Origin of the sequence: Streptomyces afghaniensis, assembly GCF_044327915.1 — a bacterium.
In the GTDB taxonomy this organism is placed as follows: Bacteria; Actinomycetota; Actinomycetes; order Streptomycetales; family Streptomycetaceae; genus Streptomyces; species Streptomyces afghaniensis.
Map to the genome: position 1 here is coordinate 1,479,099 of NZ_JBIRGJ010000001.1, position 16,509 is coordinate 1,495,607.

General features: G+C 67.1%; 13 protein-coding genes and 2 pseudogenes. 6 read left to right on the forward strand and 9 right to left on the reverse strand.

Going from position 1 to position 16,509, the window contains the following annotated elements:
* Positions 1 to 51 precede the first annotated feature (51 nt).
* The 4 genes from ACH4G3_RS06210 to ACH4G3_RS06225 all read left to right on the forward strand — a co-directional run bounded on the left by ACH4G3_RS06210 (position 52) and on the right by ACH4G3_RS06225 (position 6,121).
* Entirely contained in the window at positions 52 to 369 is a 318-nt protein-coding gene (locus ACH4G3_RS06210) for a hypothetical protein (protein WP_397623326.1), read from the forward strand.
* The gene (locus ACH4G3_RS06215; RefSeq protein WP_397623327.1) at positions 366 to 1,817 is read left to right on the forward strand and encodes a hypothetical protein; all 1,452 of its coding nucleotides are present in this window, start codon (positions 366 to 368) and stop codon (positions 1,815 to 1,817) included. The genes ACH4G3_RS06210 and ACH4G3_RS06215 overlap by 4 nt, the downstream gene beginning before the upstream one ends.
* Positions 1,818 to 2,147: 330 nt before the next feature.
* Entirely contained in the window at positions 2,148 to 4,310 is a 2,163-nt protein-coding gene (locus tag ACH4G3_RS06220; RefSeq protein WP_397623328.1) for an ATP-dependent nuclease, read from the forward strand.
* Positions 4,307 to 6,121 (forward strand): UvrD-helicase domain-containing protein, encoded by a 1,815-nt coding sequence (locus ACH4G3_RS06225; protein ID WP_397623329.1) that lies wholly within the window; start codon positions 4,307 to 4,309, stop codon positions 6,119 to 6,121. The genes ACH4G3_RS06220 and ACH4G3_RS06225 overlap by 4 nt, the downstream gene beginning before the upstream one ends.
* A gap of 135 nt (positions 6,122 to 6,256) precedes the next feature.
* On the opposite strand, the pseudogene ACH4G3_RS06230 reads toward ACH4G3_RS06225, so the two are convergent.
* From ACH4G3_RS06230 to ACH4G3_RS06270, 9 genes and pseudogenes are all read right to left on the reverse strand, one after another.
* Positions 6,257 to 6,539 (reverse strand): annotated as a pseudogene (locus ACH4G3_RS06230) (hypothetical protein); the annotation flags it as partial.
* A 29-nt stretch (positions 6,540 to 6,568) separates the two neighbouring features.
* On the reverse strand, positions 6,569 to 7,087 hold the full coding sequence (locus ACH4G3_RS06235; RefSeq protein ID WP_397623330.1) for a PASTA domain-containing protein: 519 nt from the start codon (positions 7,085 to 7,087) through the stop codon (positions 6,569 to 6,571).
* A 682-nt stretch (positions 7,088 to 7,769) separates the two neighbouring features.
* Positions 7,770 to 8,684, reverse strand: coding sequence for a hypothetical protein (locus ACH4G3_RS06240; RefSeq protein ID WP_397623331.1), 915 nt, complete (start codon positions 8,682 to 8,684; stop codon positions 7,770 to 7,772).
* Between the two features lie 259 nt (positions 8,685 to 8,943).
* Positions 8,944 to 9,987 carry a S1 family peptidase gene (locus ACH4G3_RS06245; RefSeq protein WP_397623332.1) on the reverse strand — a complete coding sequence of 348 codons (1,044 nt, stop codon included), beginning with the start codon at positions 9,985 to 9,987 and terminating at the stop codon, positions 8,944 to 8,946.
* Positions 9,988 to 10,214: 227 nt separating this feature from the next.
* Positions 10,215 to 11,024 (reverse strand): annotated as a pseudogene (locus ACH4G3_RS06250) (IS5 family transposase).
* An 801-nt stretch (positions 11,025 to 11,825) separates the two neighbouring features.
* Complete coding sequence (locus ACH4G3_RS06255) at positions 11,826 to 12,209, reverse strand: hypothetical protein (protein ID WP_397623333.1); 384 nt, start codon at positions 12,207 to 12,209, stop codon at positions 11,826 to 11,828.
* Positions 12,210 to 12,342: 133 nt separating this feature from the next.
* Positions 12,343 to 13,377 carry an ABC transporter permease gene (locus tag ACH4G3_RS06260; protein WP_397623334.1) on the reverse strand — a complete coding sequence of 345 codons (1,035 nt, stop codon included), beginning with the start codon at positions 13,375 to 13,377 and terminating at the stop codon, positions 12,343 to 12,345.
* Between the two features lie 59 nt (positions 13,378 to 13,436).
* Positions 13,437 to 14,333: an RNA polymerase sigma-70 factor gene (locus tag ACH4G3_RS06265; RefSeq protein ID WP_397623396.1), complete on the reverse strand. Its 897-nt coding sequence runs from the start codon at positions 14,331 to 14,333 to the stop codon at positions 13,437 to 13,439.
* A 16-nt stretch (positions 14,334 to 14,349) separates the two neighbouring features.
* Positions 14,350 to 15,585 carry an NAD(P)/FAD-dependent oxidoreductase gene (locus ACH4G3_RS06270; RefSeq protein ID WP_397623335.1) on the reverse strand — a complete coding sequence of 412 codons (1,236 nt, stop codon included), beginning with the start codon at positions 15,583 to 15,585 and terminating at the stop codon, positions 14,350 to 14,352.
* 361 nt (positions 15,586 to 15,946) lie between these two features.
* Here ACH4G3_RS06270 and ACH4G3_RS06275 point away from each other — a divergent pair, with 361 nt between their 5' ends.
* Together ACH4G3_RS06275 and ACH4G3_RS06280 are read left to right on the forward strand one after the other, a co-directional pair.
* Entirely contained in the window at positions 15,947 to 16,144 is a 198-nt protein-coding gene (locus tag ACH4G3_RS06275; RefSeq protein ID WP_397623336.1) for a hypothetical protein, read from the forward strand.
* Positions 16,145 to 16,278: 134 nt separating this feature from the next.
* A partial coding sequence (locus ACH4G3_RS06280) for a transposase (protein ID WP_397623337.1) occupies positions 16,279 to 16,509 on the forward strand: 231 nt, incomplete at its 3' end.

Here is a 16,509-nt window from a genome sequence, read left to right on the forward strand (position 1 = left end):
CGGTGTCCGAGTCCCGGTCCGGGAACCGGAGGCCAGTTGTAGGCTCCCGTCATGCCGATCTTTGAATACCGGGGCGAAGCCGCGAACTTGAAGGTGCTAGCACGGGAAGTAGAGGCGGATCAGCACCTCGCCGGAAAGTGCTCCCTCGCCCTCACGCCCCTGCAGCAGAACAGGCGCGACTCCTTACGCCACGCCCACTGGGCGGAGATCTCCATCTCCGTCGCCGCCGGCCTGGCCACGAACACCCTGTATGACGCCTTGAAGGCATTGGTCGAGCGGGCGCGTGACCGGGGGCCCGTGGAGGAGGCGCCTCCTCGACTGGAAGACGACGACCAGGGTGCGGACGGCTCGGAAGGGGTGAACCGGTGACCGTCCACTCTCCACGTCTACGGAACTCGAGTGGCGCCGAGTTGAATCTGCGCAGCCAGATCCTCTTTCAGGATCAGACCCGCACGCGCACCAGCGATCTTGTGACGGCGGTCGGCTCCTGGCACAAGACCTACGTCCACGAGAGTAGCCACTGGGCTCGATATCACGGATCAACTGTCGGCATTCTTCTGAGCCTGCTGCGGCGCACGAGGGACCAGTTGGCCGCGTACACGATCTCTCACCTGCCCCGGCAAGACGTGGAGCATCTCCACGAGGACCGGAGCAGAGGACTCCCCTTTTTCTCCTTCGAGCGCTACCCCAAGCACGCCCAGGGGGAACTGAAATACAGCGAATTGGATTGGCTCAACCTCTACTTCGCCTACTACCTCCTCTTGGACCCGGAGGGTCTGACGGAGTTCGACACCGCCACCTGGGACATGCGGGCGGCCATGGAGCACTCCCTCGAAGACATGTGGCGCCAGGGTGCGGGCATGGAGATGGTCGAGTGTCCCGATGACGTACGCGTCGGCATCGACGGGCCCCTGAAGCTCATGCACACCTCCGAGGGCCCGCTCACCACTCGCGTCCTCTTCGAGTGCGCGGCGGTGCTCGACGAACTCTTCCAGTTCGAGGGCGCCTTCATACGGAAAGTTGACCCGGCGCTGCGCGAGTTCTTGCTCGAGGTGCTGAACGGCGAGTATGGGATGCCGTGTCGCCTGGCACGTGCTCTCGCAGGGCGCACCCTCGGCGGAAGTACCGTCCTGGCTCTCATCGACTTCGCGCTGAACCCTGTAGTGCCGGGCTTGAACTCCGACGACTCGTCCGTCGACTGGAGAGAGCTCTACCCTCCCTACCGGTTCGTGACGGCAGCCAAGGCGATGACGGGCTGGGAGACGGGCCTGGAGTTCCAGTATCCGAGCCACGAGGTGACGGTCCACTTCCAGCACATGCTGGCCAAGCGCAGTGGGCTCCGGATGGGAAGCGTGGCTTCCCGTCTGTCCGACCTCTCGACCCTCCGGGAAGCCGCCACGACCCCCATGCACCTGTCCGCGCGTACGCCTGCCGTGTCCCTCATGTGCGCTTCACGTCTGCTTGCCCTGCGGGAAAGAGACGTCTGTTCGATCTCGCACTACGGCGTCAATTTCCTGGGCGAGAGAGCGACTAGGTTCATCAAGCCCGACCGGGACATGCAGTGGCTGTTCCCGGTGTTCAAGGTGAGTCAGGGCGAGTACCGATGGCCGGCGGAGCACGTGGGCCTCGATGAGGCGACGGACCTGCTGATAGGTGCCGCCGTGGCGTCGGCGTACGACGACATCCTGCACGGCGTCGGCCCTCTCGCTCACGACCACCTTCCCCGCAGCCTCTTCGACGACGTCGGACAGGTCGAAGCGCTGAACCAGGTCCTCAAGAACTCGACGGGACTGGACATGGGCTGGCATCGGGCCTGATGCGGACCCATTCACCGCTCCTGGCGCAACGTCTTTGCTGAGCACCGGTCACGCTGTGCGCCTCGTACATGGCCATCCCTCACCCGGTCCGTCGGCCTATGAGGTGGTGGCCGCATGGGTGCCGTATCTCGAACATTTGGGAGTTGATTCAGATCGATAGGCGACCGAAACTGAATCAAATGCGACCGCTGTGCATTTAGAGAATTATGGTGACAAGATGCGGCCCCAGACCCTGAGGGGGCGACGGCATCTCATGGGGCTTGTGGCTCCCTTTGCTGTGTGTTCCCGCCGGACGTCCCAGGGTGTGTACGAGCGCAGCAAGGAGCCGCGATGACCCAGCCCAGTGATCCGTGTGCCATCCCAGGCCCGCGAGACGGCTCCGCCGAACCATACGGGACCGTAGTCCCGGTGCCGCCCCGGCTCACCAAGGCGGTCATCCGCAACTTCCGGCTGCTCCGCAGAACCGAGCTTTCCTTCACGGACAAGGTGACACTGTGCGTCGGCCGCAACAACACGGGAAAGACCTCGCTGGCGAAACTGTTCGAATTCTTCGTGGCGAGGAAGAAGGCCGCGCTGCGCATCGAAGACTTTTCCGCCGACTGCTACGAGGAGTTCCTCGCCGCCCATCGCCTCTTCGCCTCGGGTGAGGCGGAGCAGGCGCGCGACACGGTTCCGGCAGTCACCCTCACCCTCCACATCTCCTACGACAAGGACTGCGGCCAGTACGGACCCCTGGCCCCCTTCGTGGTGGACCTCGACCCCGACTGCTCCGAGGTGGTGATCAGGTTCGCCTTCGCGTTGGGGGACGGTGCCCTGAAGGAGTTCTTCGGCGGCGTGCCGGTGGGGCCGGATGCCACGGCCACGCTTGAGCAGCTGGGCAGAGGCATCCCGAAGCACTTCGAGATGTCGGTGATGGCGGTCGACCCGACCGATGAGGCGAACGTCCGACCGGTCGACCTCGCGGACGTGCGCACCCTGGTGAGGGTGGACTTCGTCGAGGCGCAGCGAGGGCTGGACGACGAGAGCGACGGGCATGCCGCACCAATCGGAGCGGTCTTCGAGCAACTGCTGACCGCGGCGGAGAAGAGCCAGAACGCGACGTGGCTGGAGGAGCTCGCCGCGAACATCGACAGGACACTCGTGGACACCTCCGGCAGACTCGACAGCAGCCTCCAGAAGGTCCGCGAACGGGTGGCGCCGACGTTGAAGGCATTCGGCTATCCGGGTCTGGCCAACCAGGAGTTCGTCACGGCCGCCCGGCTGGACTCCAAGAGGCTGCTCAGGAACTTCGCGCGCATTCACTATCCGGGAGTGGCCGGTGTGCGGTTCCCGGAGTCGTACAACGGCCTCGGTACGCGGAACTTGGTGATGATTCTGCTCAGGCTCTTCACCTGCTACCGCGACCACACGGCGACCTCTCCGGAGTCGGGGATCCATCTCGTCTTCCTGGAGGAACCGGAGGCCCATCTGCATCCGCAGATGCAGGAGGCATTCATCCAGCGACTCACGTACTCCGTCAATCTGTTCCCCCGGATCGACGCGCAGATGAGAGCGACGATGCCCGGGCAAAAGGGAGCGGTCGAGGAGAGCAGCACCGCAATCGACAGCAGCCCCCGGTGGAACGCTCAGTTCGTGGTGACCACCCACTCGGCACACGTGGCCAACCAAGGACACTTCTCCGACATCCGGTACTTCCGGAAGGAGGAGGACACCGTGGAGAGCGGAAGCGAGCCGGGGCCGGCCCGCACTGTCATCAAGGACCTGTCCCGGGTGACCGGCGACGAGAGGTTCCTCCGCAAGTACCTGACCCTCACCCGGGCCGACCTTTACTTCGCGGACAAGGCCATCCTCGTCGAGGGCGCCAGCGAGCGCATCTTCGTCCCGGCTGCGGAGGAGAAGCTGGCGGCGAGGAGGCCCGGAGAGTCCCCCCAGCACCAGTACGTGACCTTGATGGAGGTCGGCGGGGCGCATGCCCACAGGTTCTATCCGCTGCTGAAGGTTCTCGGGATCCCAGCCCTGATCATCACGGATCTTGATCCCGTCGACGACAGGGAGCCCAAGATCCGCAAATGCCTGGTGTCCGAATCCGGACGCACGTCCAACCAGTCCATCAGGGCGTGGTCCCCCGAGATGGCCGACATCACGGTGGCCGAGCTGCTGCAGCGGGCCGAGACGGACCCGCCGATCGCCGGCGGCAGCATGTGCCTCGCCTACCAGGTGCCGGAGGAGCCCGGCGGTCCGTGCGGCCGCACTTTCGAGGACGCCTTCGCGCTGGCCAACCGGGCCCTGTTCGGTATCCCCACGGGTGCCGCTCCCGCCGAGGAGCTGGAACAACAGGCCCGTAGCAGCGTGGAGACCAGGCGCAGCAAGGTCGACTTCGCCCTCGACCACGTCCTCGGAGACCACGACTGGCAGGTCCCGAAGTACATCAGGCGCGGCCTCGAGTGGCTCATGGCACAGGACGGGACGGCGACGAAGGCGGACGTCCAGTGACGACCGAGGCGGAAGACGTCACGCACACGATCCTGACGGCTCTCCAGGCGGGCCGTCACTTCAAGGTGGAGGCCGGTGCCGGTGCGGGCAAGACCAGCTCACTGATCGAGGCGCTCCAGAGCATCCTGGCTGACCGCCCCCGCTACCTCCCGCGGCGCCACCAGCGCATCGCCTGCGTCACCTACACCAATGTGGCCCGCGACGAGATCATCAGCCGTACCGACCGCAGCCCGTACGTGTTCGCCGAAACCATCCATGGTTTCCTGTGGCAGCTGCTCTCCCCTTTCCGTAACCACCTGTTGCGCCACATCGTCGAGCTGGACCTCATGCTGTCGAAGATGGAGGGCCACACCTCACTGGACGGCTACACCGTCGAGTACAGCACCGGCTTCCAGAAAGTGGACCACGACGGCTGTCGCGTGCAGCTGGGTCACAACGATCTGCCCGTCCTCGCGAGGGCGTTTTTCGCCCTTCCCAAGTTCCGGGCCCTGGCTGCTGACCGGTTCCCGATCGTCTTCGTGGACGAGTACCAGGACACCCCCGCCGGTCTGGCGGAGGCCATCCTGGGCACGCCGGGCGATGAAGCCACTGCGCGCGGCCCTCTCTGCGGCTTCTTCGGGGACCATTGGCAGCAGATCTACGACAACGCGTGCGGGGCACTCGAGGACGCCCGCCCGACACCGCTCTTCAGACGGCGCAATCGGCGCTCGCAGCGCGCCGTCGTGAACCTCCTGAACACGATGCGTCCCGAACTGACGCAGACCACGGCGTCAGGAGCTGGCGAGGGCACCGTCGCCGTCTATCACACCAACGAATGGGCCGGGACGAGGCTCACCCACCACCGGAAGGGTCAGCTCGGCTGGGACGCGGCCCACGCGGCCCGGAAATGGGTACTGGACGACGTCCGCGACCGGTTATGGAGCACCGGGGCATCCGGCCACGATGCCTGGGCGCGGGCGGAGGAGCCCAGCACGAAGATCCTCATGCTCACGCACGAGACGATCGCCGGCGAACTGGGATATCAGAAGCTCCACGGGGCCTTCCGGCGCAACGATTCCTACGTGAGGAAGGAGGACCACGCCATGGCCTTCTTCATGGACACGCTGGAACCGGCCCTGCTCCACCACCGGAACAAGCGCTACGGCGCCATGTTCGACGCACTCGACCCCCGTGGCCGCCCACCCATCAACTCGTCGGCCGACAAGCAGGAATGGATGGCGTTCCTGACGCAACTGGGGGAGGCCCGCAAGACGGGCACGGTCGGCGACGTCCTCGACCTCTGTCTTGAGCAGCAGCTCTTCGACGGCTTGGGGAAGGTGCGCGAGCGTCACCGGAAGGCCGTGTCACCATCCGGCACCGACCCGCAGGCTGGGAGTGACGACAAGGCCGAAGCCCGGGCGGCGGCGCGGTCGAAGGAGTACCAACAACTGCGCCAGGTGCCGTACGCGGAGTTGCTGGCGTTGAACGAGCACCTCGGCGGCGGCACGCCCTTCGCCACACAGCACGGAGTCAAGGGCCTGGAGTTCAACCGGGTCCTCGTCGTGGTCAGCAAGGGACACTCCCGCTTCCAGATCCCCGAGATGCTGGCCAACTTCTCCCGGCGCGACGAACTGATGGACAAGGAACTGGAGGCGTTCATCAGGGCACGCAACCTGTTCTACGTGGCATGCTCACGGGCCAGAGAGCACCTGGCCCTCCTCTTCACCACGAAACTTGAGCCCGCTGCACTGGACACCCTCCGGGAGTGGGTCGGCGAGTCGCGGATCACGTCGCTGCGGTTCGACGGGGATACGGTGGTGGGTGGCGAATGAGAGACGAGGCAGGCCGGACGGATCCCCGGGCCAACCCCGACAAGGGATGCCCTGGGTTGCTGGTCGCCCGGATGCGATCGCCTCATGACGACCTCGGGCAGCTCCCGGCCGCCAAAGATCACGGAGGAGGTGGGCGAAGGTCGGAGCGCCCGCAGTCGCTCAGCCGTGAGCCCGTGTACCTCGACCGGCCCAGGGTCGCATCCAGGGTTGAGCAGGGTCGAGAACTCTCCGGGCTGTTCGCCTTCCGGGCTGTTCGCCTTCCGGGCTGTTCGCCTTCCGGGCTGATCGTCACCACCGCGACGGACAGCATTCGGTCCCGTCGGGGTACGAGTACTGAGGTTTCTACATCGATCAGCGCCCAGTCGCAGGCGTAGTCACTTGCGGTGGGTATATCCAAGTCAGCAGAGACGAGACTCATCGCGTGGGTTTCCCAATCAACTCGGTGACTTACGTGGCGTCGTGTGCCCTACTGCAGCCCGACTGACGGTCAGGGACAGGACTCCTCGAATTGACCGCCTTGAGAGTGACCGGCTGCCCGTTGAGCGATGTGCCCGCGGCCGGCTCTTGCGTGCACACCTTCCAATTCGATTCGACCAGTACCCAGCGGTCGTCCGGCAGGGCATCCTTCACCGTGAGGGAGACACCGGAGTCCAGGGCGGAGCGCGCGGCCTTGACCGACTCGCCGGCGAAGTTCGGCACCCTGCCGCCTTCAGCGGCCGGCGGCTTCTCGTTCTTCGCCGGGCAGCCCTCCCTGAGCTTCAACGCTCCAAAGTCGAGGTCGGTGTCGGTCGGCTCGAAGGTGCCAGCCTCCATGGTCTGACTGCGTACCTTCCAGTTCCGGTCGCTCGATGCCCAGAACGCGGCCAGGGCCGTATTGAGCGGGCGGACGTGCGCGCGGGCCAAAGCGGGCGACGGTCCGGTGCAGATCGCGAGAATGTAGAAACTCACGAAGGCGTCGGCTGTCAAAGCCCGTACGCAGGCCATCAATCAGCTCAAGGCCGTCCTCGTCACTGCTGACCCCGTCTTGCGGGAAGAGCTGGCCGGACTGGGCAATGCCGAACTCTTCCGTACCTGTGCGCGGTTCACCGACGCGAGCAGCAAGGAAGAGGGCGGCGAGGAGTCGGTGCTGCATGCCACTCGGATCACGCTGGGTCTGCTGGCTCACCGGATCGGCCAGCTCTCCGAGCTGGCGTTCTCGCTTCTCGCTCCAGGGGCCGGGCAGGGTGCATCCGGCCTTGGTCGAAGGTTGAACTGCACTGGCCGAGATCCAAGCTCCGCTGGGGTCCGCGTGGGCGACCGGGCGTATTGGCCGACGAGGGCCCTCGGTTTCCACAGCTGTGGACAGCCCGTGTCAGGCGGCGACCTCGCCCACCGAGAAGGTCACAACACCCGCCGCGCGGCAGCGGCCTTCTGCGGTCAACTCCGGCCGCGTGCCACTCCCTTGTCACGTTGCGTATCCCGTCCGAGGGGAAGTTGAGGAGCAGCATTGAGTCAAGAGGGGCCGGCGTTTCGGCACAGTTGGCTGCCGAAGGACCACCGGAGACGAACCATGACCACTGCACACGCTCCCTACCCGGACCACACTCACGAGCACGGCGAGGGATGCGGTCACGTCGCCGTACCGCATAGGCAGGGCCTCTGAACAGGCTCAGCTCCAGCTCTGGGAGGTCCTCGGCCACTGACCGTACGGCACCGGTCGGCCCGTGGAGGCGTCCAGGAGAATGCGGTCGCCGATCGGCCGGTCCAGCTTCACCCTCACTTTCCGTCCGCGCATCTCGCTAGTGCAGTCACCCTCGCTCGCCCCGGCAACAGATGCGGACAGCACCACGCTGCCGCTCGTCTCCAGCGCATCCACGGTGGGCCCCTCGTCGCACGATCCATGGGTGGCCACGACGGTGACGGACCGGCCGTCCGCGGCCACCTCGACCAACCCACCGAGCGGCGCCAGCACATCGGTGGGGATTTCCCGAGCCGGCTTGATCGGCGGCTCGGGGAGCTTCGAGGGGTTGACGGCGGCCCGCTTGAGCGGGGTGTCGTAGCCGTCCAGTGTGAACAGCCAGGCCGGGACGGTGGCAGGTCCGCGGCTGGTAACCAGGGTCATCTCACCCAGTTCGGCTCCGGTCACCGTCAGGCGCGGTCCGGGGCTGCTGTCGCGATCCAGGGCCTTGTACGCCTGCTGGGCCTCCATGATCTGCATGGTCAGGGAGCCGCCGGTCTCCCACGTCGCCTGCCCGTCCTTGCGCGGGGCGGCCGAGAGGTCTGCACGCAAGTCGAAATTCCCCGTCTCGTAAGCACGCTCGTCGGCTTCGTTGCGCAAGCCGTTCTCGGGCAACTGGACCACCTCGCTCATCGGGTAGTAGCCCTTGTGCCACTGTTCGGCGGCCTCGGAGCCGTCCCAAGCGTTGGCGACCTTACGGGCGCGGGCCTCCACCTGCGCCGACTCGGTGGGGTGGACCTCCGTGCCGGTACCGTTGGACTTCTCACTGCCGCACCCTGCGACGGCCCCGGCCCCCACGGCGAGCGTGACGAGCAGATGGACGGTGCGCGTGGTGTTCGTACGCATGGGTCCCCCAGGGAATGACGGTGACGAGTGGAGTTGCGCGGCGGAGGTGTGGGGCCCTTACCGCCCCTGTGACGCGCGGACCCCGGACCCGGTTCGGTTCGTTCCCGTGCAAGGCCGCCTCTGTTATTGCATCGTGACGAAGCTCTTCATCGCGGGCCGTGTGTGGTGCGGGCCTGTACCGGGCGTGCAGCGTCAGTACAGGCCCGTTCCAGCAGCCGTGCGATCCGGCAGGTGTCCTCACCCCACCATTGGATTCGGGTCAGAAGACCCTGAGGTCTTTCTTGAGGAGCACGTCCTGGACCGGGTGGTAATAGGAAACGCGATCGGTTTGCGCATCCGTATTGCCACAGGCGTAGTCGAGGTAGTTGCCGCCGGAATTGATGCCCAAGGCGGTCGTCCCCGCGAACAGTGCCCCTCCGCTGTCGCCATGTTTGCTGCAGAGGCTGGTCTCGACCATGTTGTAGAGCGTGACCCCTTCGTCGGGGTAGTTCACGGTGGTGCTCGGTTGGAGCACTATGCCGTCCAAGTCCTGGCTCGTGGTGCCCACGCGCTTCACCTTCTCTCCGTCCGAGACCCAGCGTGAGGCCGTAATCTGCGACGAGGTGCCGTCCCTGTACTGGACCATCCCGAGTGGGGAGACGTCAGGATTCGTGTAGTCGACGACGGCCCAGTCCCCGGGCTCGTACGACCAGTCTGTCACCGTTCCCAACTTGATGGTGCCGCTGTACCGGTACCAGGTGAAGTTCTGACCGATAGTGCAGTGTCCGGCGGTGAGCATGAACTTCTCACCTGAGTTGTTCTGGACGTTGAACGCTGAGCTGCAAAGCCAGTCGTCGGAAACGATGCCGACGCCACCTCGCATGTCATAGGCAGCCGGCTCCAGCTTGCCCGAGCGTCTCTCGATGCGTACCGCGTCTCCGTGAAGCGTGGCAGCCCGTTCAAGCCGGGCTCGATCAGCGGTGGAAACGCCATCGAAGATCTTGACGGACACCTGGTTACTGCTCGGGTCAACGCCCCAAGTTGTGTTGGGGATACCTGCCAGTCGATCCAACTCCGCGTGGATGGAGTCGAGTTCGTTCGCACTATGGGTGACAACCTCCGCCGTCCCGCCTGCGCTCCGAACCGATCCTGCGGCAGCCTCGTCGGTGACCCCGACAACGAGCCGCCCATCCTTGTAGTACACGCCGGCGCTCCGATCGTCTCCGAGCTCGGCGGCCACCGCTGCCGCCTTCGCCGGATCTGTGAGCGCCGCCGGGGCCGCATGGGCGCCGGGCGAGACGAGCACGGTGAGCAGGCCACCCACCGCCGCTGCAATTCCCGCACGGCGTATGCCAGGTCTTCGCATCTGTTCCCCCCAATAGACGAAAAAAGGCACGTTGTGCTGATCAACGTGCCCGGAGAAGGGTCTCCTCACGTGGTTGCCGACGGGTGAACGAGAGCTGACAACTCCCCGGCAGCGACGCGCCGTTCGTCTGCCAGCCCAGCCTTGAGGCAGGCAGGCCAGGGCTGCCCTGCTGCTTAGACGCCATTTCAGTTGGCCAGTCTGCGGTGGCATATGAGGGTCGCGGCGATGGCGGTGAAGGCGAGGAAGTGTTCTGGCTTGCGCTCGTAGCGGCGGTGGAGTCGGCGGCAGCCGGACAGCCAGGACACGGTCCGTTCCACGACCCAGCGGTGTCGGCCCCAGGCGTCGGGATGACTCGATGCCCTTGCGGGCCAGGCGGTGCCGGATGCCGCGGGAAGCCAGCCAGCGTCGCAGGTGCCGGTAGTCGTAGCCCTTGTCTCCGTGCAGTTTGCCGGGCCGCCGGCGGCGAGGGCCACGGCGGGAGCGGATGGGCGGGATACCGCGGACCAGCGGGATGAGGGCCTGGCTGTCATGGAGATTCGCGGCCGAGATGCCGATCGACAGGGGCAACCCGCGACGGTCAACGATCAGGTGGATTTTCGAACCCTTCTTGCCGCGGTCAGTCGGATTCGGTCCCGTCAGCTGCCCCCGTTGAGGGCCCGGACGCTGACGGAGTCGATCGCACACCGCGACCAGTCCACCCCGCCCTGGGAACCGAGTTCGTCCAGGACCAGGCGGTGGAGCTTGGCCCACACCCGGGCCTCCGTCCACTCGGTGAACCGGCGGAAGGCGGTCACGCCCGACAGGCCGAAGCCTGGCGGCAGCTGGTTCCAGGTGCAGCCCGAGGTGGCCACGAAGATGATCGCGGCCAATACCTCACGGTCCCCTCGCCGAGGATGCCCTCCGCCCTGCGGGCGGACTGGTGCCGGCGGCACCACCCGCTGAAACAACTCCCACAGGTCTTCCGGCGCCAACCGTTCGACAAGCGCAGCAGTCATGACCCCAGACTGCCCCAAGATCACGCCAACTGAAACGGCGTCTAAGGCGGCTGGCCACCTATCACTGGAAGTCACACCCAGGAGCAGGAATGAACCACGAGCAGGCCGCGCTCAAGCTCGGCGTCGCCCCGGCCTCTCTAACCCCGCCCCACTCGACCCCCGGTTCGCCGAAGTTTGGGCACGAATGCAGCAGGAGCCGCCATGCTCCGCCTGCGGCCAGCCGTCCCGCACCAGCGGCGTCGTCCGCGACCGGGCCCACAGCCCGCGCTGGCTCGACCGACGCCGGAACTGCTTCCTCGCCACCCCGCCGACCCTGCGCCAGCCGCTCAGCCAGGCCATCACCGACATCCAGGAAGCAGCGACCGAAGTGGCCTGCGCGCGATCCTCTACACCGACGAGGACGGCTGGCAGGACGAGCTGAGTGAATGACCCCGAGCGTTTCACCTCACCCTGCCCGCCGGCGGCCGGATGCTGATGACCGGCTGGTGGGCCAAGGCGCGGCGGTCGAGCGGCAACCACCGGCCCCAGGCCGACACCGAGGCCAACAAGCCACCGTATTCAACTAACAGGCCATCTCAACTGGTGAGTATGCGGGACTAGATCAGGGCGCAAGATCGTACAAGACTGGCGTGCCGGTCTGCTGGCGGCGATCGTTCTCGTGGCCACGTCAGGCTGCACGTGGCACCAGCTGCCCTGCCCCCTCCTTTTGCTCGGCGACCGACCCTGCTCCGGCACCATCTCGGCATGGCCTTTTTGGGAGGAAATCCATGAGGTCGAGATCGCCAGTCCACCAGGCGGCGGCTACGACCTGGCAGCGGGGCGCGGGGACAGTGTCTGGACCAGGGCCAGGGTACTGAGGGCGAACATCACCACGCCCAAGGGGACATGGAACGAGGACACGTGCGCGATACCCAGCGCGACCTGCGCCGAGGCGAGGAGGAGGAAGCCGGTGGCGTACAGGACGGGGCGGGGGGATCCGCCGCCCGGGCGCCAGGCCAGGATCGCGGCGAGCACGTACAGCATGACGGCTGCGTACATCACCTTCGATCCGACGTCGTGCATCAGATAGCCGTGGGACGAGGTCAGCAGCATGCCCGCGGTGACCGCCTGGAAGAAGAGGGTCAGGGTCTGCAGGGCTATCGCGGTCCTGAGGAAGGTGAGGCCGCGCGACGCGGCGGCCGTCATTTGTCTGATCATGGTGTGGTCCCCCTCTTGTGGTGTGCGGAGATAGACGGGTGCTTCCGAGCCGTTGGCGTCAGCGCAGGGTGAGCGGGGTCTCGGAGGTGAAGCGGGTCAGCTTCTGAGGGTCGCGGACGTGTTAGAGGCCGGTGATGCGGGCGTCCTCAGAAGTCCCGCCGCGACGGTGGTGGCACGGCGCGCGCAGACTGCCGGCCAGACACAGCACCGCACCGAGCGCGAGCCAGACCACCAGGACGATGACGGGGTGAGTCGCTCCACGGCCGTCGAAGAAGGCCGTGGAGCGCAGCACCTGGGCACCTGCCCCGGGCGGCAGCAGCTGGCCGAGCGCGCCGGACCAGCCGGGCAGCATCTCGGGTGCGGTCGAGGTACCTGACAGGGGATTGCCGATGAGCATCATGACGACGGCGCCGAGGCCGAAGCCGGCGTACCCGAGCAGTGACTCCAGCCCGATGATGCTCAAGGAGGTGGCCGCGATGGCCAGTGCGACGGCACCGGAGTTGGCGGCGTAGGAGCCGCCCAGGGAGCCCAGCCAGAACTGCAGGATCGCTGCCACGGCCAGGCCGCCTGTGATCGCGAAGGCGAGCGCTCCGGTGACCCGGCGGGTGGTGCCGCGGACGAGTCTGGTCAGCAGCAGCGCGGCGAGGAGGCCGCCCATGACCAGGGGCAGGGCTCCGGCGGCCAGGCCGGCGCCGCGGGGGTCGTCGGCCGGCGGGGTGACGAGGTCGCGGATGGGGGTCCCGCCGGTGCCGTGTCCCTGCGCCTGACCGAGCCCGGTCGCGACGCTCTGCAGGGTCTGGGCGACCGCCGCGCCGGCGGCGGAGGCGGTGATGACCTGCGGGGTGCGGGAGCTGACGTCGATCGCCCCGTACACCTCCCGGTCGCGTATCAACTGTTCGGCGGCTGCGGTGTCGGCGACCTCGGTGATCGCGAAGCCGTCCGGCAGACGTTGGTCGAGGGCGGCGCCGACCTGCTCGACTGCGGCGGTCGGTCCGGCGACGGCGATCGGCACATCGTGTACATGCGACCGCACCGACGGCCAGGCAAAGGCCGTGAGCAGCACACTGATGATCACCATGAGCAGAGCGACCGCCCTGGCCACCGTCGGCCAGGGCGACGGGGATGGGCCGGATGCGCCCGGTGCCTGAGTATCCATGCCTCTCCTTGGCCGAAGCCCGTATGTGCTGTGGATGGGTGGTGTCCGAGCCGAGGTCGTCAGCGCAGGGTGAGCGGGGTCTCGGAGGTGACGCGGGTCAGCTTCTCGGGGTTGCGGACGAAGTAGAGGCCGGTGATGCGGGCGTCCTCGACACGGACGGCCATGACGCCGTCGAGCTCGCCGCCCACGTATACGGCGAGTGCGGGGCTGCCGTTGACCACGGTGGGCTCCCAGGTGATGGTGGCCTCGACCTTGGCGGAGCCGCCGAGGTAGAAGCGGACGATCTTCTCGGCGCCGATGACCGGATGCAGCGCGGCCCTCTTGACGCCGCCGCCGTCGCTGAGCAGAACGACGTCGGGGGCGAGTACGTCGAGGAGGTCCTGCGGGTTCCCGGACTCGATGGCGCGTTGGAAGGAATCCAGGGCCGCCCGGGTCTCGCTCAGGGAGGCCGTCCTGCGGGGGCGGCGAGCGCCGACGTGCCGGCGGGCGCGGTGCGCGATCTGGCGGACGGCGTCGGGGCTCTTGCCGACGGCCTCGGCGATCTCGTCGTAATCGACCTCGAAGACCTCGCGGAGCACGAACACCGCCCGCTCGGTCGGGGAAAGGCTTTCCAGGACGAGCATCATCGCCATCGACATGCTCTCGGCGAGTTCGATGTCCTCGGCCACGTCCGGCGTGGTGATCAGCGGTTCGGGCAGCCACTGGCCGACGTACGCCTCGCGGCGGCGCTTCATGGTGCGCAGCCGGTTGAGCGCCTGCCGGGTCGTGATCCGCACCAGGTACGCCCTCTGGTCGCTCACCATTCCCAAGTCGACCTTGACCCAGCGGAGCCAGGTCTCCTGGAGGACGTCTTCGGCGTCGGCCGCCGATCCGAGCATCTCGTAGGCGACGGTGAACAGCAGGTTGCGGTGGGTGACGAACGCTTCGGTCGCCACGTCGGTGGTGTGGTCGGTCATCTCTCGGCCTCTCTCGTCAGCCATGGTTGGCTGCTCCGTTCTCCAGGGGTCGGACCGTCTTCTCGGCGGACAGATCCGGCGCGGCGGCCAGGCGGTGCTTGCGCTTGGGCAGGCCGAAGGTGGGGTGCGAGGTGGTCCACAGCGACATCTTGACGATGCCCGCCTTGATCCGTGCGGCCTTCCGGCCGCCCACGTACTTCGGCTTCGCCTGTGCTTCGTGGTCGACCATCTGCAGGATCCCGTCCTGCCGCCCGAGGCTGATGTGGTTGCCGTGGTATTCCAGCTTGGTGTTCCGGACCTCGCTGCCGGTCAGGCGTGCCACGATCGCGGCCGTGGCCTGCCTGCCGGTGTAGCCGGCCGAAGCGCAGGACATCGGCAGCGGCCGGCCGTTGTCGCCGATGGCGTAGGCGCTGTCGCCGGCGGCGTACACGTTCGGGTGGGAGACCGACCGCATGGTGCGGTCGACGACTATCCGACCGTTCTCGGTGACCTCGAGACCGCCGACGGCGGCGATGGGGCTGACCGCGAACCCGGCCGTCCACACGGTCGCGTCGGACACCAGGGCGGTGCCGTCGGCGCACAACACCCGCGTCGCTTCGACGGCTTCGACGGTGGTGTGCTCCAGGACGGTGATGCCCAGCCGGTCGCAGGCCTGGCGCAGGTGGCCGCGGGCTCCGGCGGAGAGCGAGGTGCCCAACTCGCCTCGGGCGACCAGCGTCACCGACAGGCTGGGCCGGGATTCGGCGATCTCGGTGGCGGTCTCTATGCCGGTCAGCCCGTCGCCGACGACCAGCACGCTCCCGTCGTCGTCCCGCCGGCTCAGGCTGTCCAGGCGCTCGCGCAGGCGCAGCGCCGCGGCCCGGCTGGTGACGTCGAAGGCGTGCTCGGCCACTCCGGGGACGCCGTGGTCGGCGACGTGGCTGCCGAGCGCGTAGAGAAGCGTGTCGTAGCCGAGTTCGCCGCCGCCATCGGCGTCGACCACGGCGACGACCTGGCGCTCGGGGTCGACGGCGGTGACACGGGCCAGGCGCAGCCGTATCCCCGTGCCCACGAAGACGTCGGCGAGTTGGGGAGCCTCGATCTCGTGGCCGACCGCGAGCTGGTGCAGCCGCAGCCGCTGGACGAAGTCCGGCTCGGGATTGACCACGGTGATCTCGGTGTCCGCCGGGGACAGCCGACGGGCCAGGGTCCCGGCCACGTAGGCCCCGGCATAGCCGGCGCCGAGGACGACGATGCGGTGCTTCTCGGTCATGCTGTCTCCTCTGTCTCAAGGGGTTCGGCCTCAAGACACCGCGCGACTGATCGCTGTGACAGCCTGTGAGGCAGATCACTCCACAGGTGTGGGCTCGGCACGCGAAGCCCTCACGCACCTCCACACGGGCCCGCGTCCGGGTCGGCAGGCGCCGGCCGAAGCTCACCGCGGACCAGGCCGCACTCACCCAACGGCTCTACGACGAGCGGGGGAGAAGACTGTCCAGCAGATCGCGACATGTTCGGCGTGCCGAGGTCGACGGGGTACAGGCACCTCGGCAAGACCACGACCGTGCCGCGCCAATCGGAGAAGACCGCGGCGACGAAGCCCTGAAAGCTACCGGCGGGTTACTTGTTTCCTGGTGTCTGAGCCAGGACTTCGGGGCCAAGTACAGCGGAGCAGCGGGGACGCGGCGGCCGCGGGCATCAAGGCCGCCGACGAGGACAGCGTGGCCGGACGGCGCCTGCACGAGATGCAGGACTTCTACACCTTCATGCAGCGTGAGATGGCGGATTTGATCGACAAGTGGCGCGAGCAGTACGACGCCGTCGAACGCTGAGAAGGCGAGAGCCGGGCCTCATTGCCGCTTTCCGGAAACACTGGGCTACTCTCCCCGTGCCGGACGCTGCTAAGAGGTCCTAACAGAAGTTGTTGATCAAGTGACCGTCGGCTTGTCTGCTCGTTGGTCGGGTCGTGGGCAAACGTCAGTCGCGGCCGTGGATCGTGTCGGACGAACTGTGGTCGCTCATCGAGCCGTTACTGCCCGAGCCGGGGCCGAAGCTGGTTGCGGGCCGGCCGCGAGTGCCGGACCGGCAGGCCCTGTGCGGGATCCTGTTCGTGCTGCACACCGGCATCCAGTGGGAGTATCTGCCGCAGGAGCTGGGTTTTGGTTCGGGCATGACGTGCTGGCGACGCCTGGCCGCA